This window comes from Streptomyces ipomoeae 91-03 (assembly GCF_000317595.1).
In the GTDB taxonomy this organism is placed as follows: domain Bacteria; phylum Actinomycetota; class Actinomycetes; order Streptomycetales; family Streptomycetaceae; genus Streptomyces; species Streptomyces ipomoeae.
Genome location: NZ_AEJC01000536.1, coordinates 1 through 529, shown reverse-complemented (window position 1 = coordinate 529; position 529 = coordinate 1). Strand labels below are relative to the sequence as shown.

Here is a 529-nt window from a genome sequence, read left to right as displayed (position 1 = left end):
CTGCCCCGGGAATCCGGTTTCACCGAGGGGGACGACGTTCGGCGTCGGCAAGGCTGTGCAGCCGGTGACGTAGCGGTCGGGGGCCGGAATGCTGCTGTCGGTGGGCCACTCCAGCGGGCTCCCGCCGCCGGACTGCGGCGCTACCCAGACAGGTCTGCTCGCTCGAGCCTGGCCACGTCGAACTCCACTCGGACCTCGTCCGCCAGCCGCAACGCGCCCATGAAGGCGGTGTAAGGCTTGATTCCCCAGGTGGACTGCGTGACGGACGCCCATCCACGCAACAGAGTGCCGCCATTGCCCTTCCCGTGCACCGTCACCGGGTGGGTCCGGCCTTTGATGGTGAGGTCCCCGGTGATCTCGAAGGACTGGGGCGTCCCCGTAATGCCGGTGGAACGGAAGGTGATCGTGGGGTGCTCCGCGATGTGCAGCAGGGCCTTGTCGCCCAGCGTCCGTTTGATGTTCGCCCGGTCGGCGTCGGTGAGCGGCTTCAGCCCGCCCGTTCCCTCCCGGACCTCCAACGAGCCGGTAT

General features: G+C 68.4%; 1 protein-coding gene. It reads right to left on the bottom strand.

The features are described 5' to 3' along the window. Positions 1-140: 140 nt before the first annotated feature. The coding region (locus STRIP9103_RS35185) for a YceI family protein (protein WP_048821549.1) at positions 141-529 on the bottom strand (389 nt) is incomplete at its 5' end.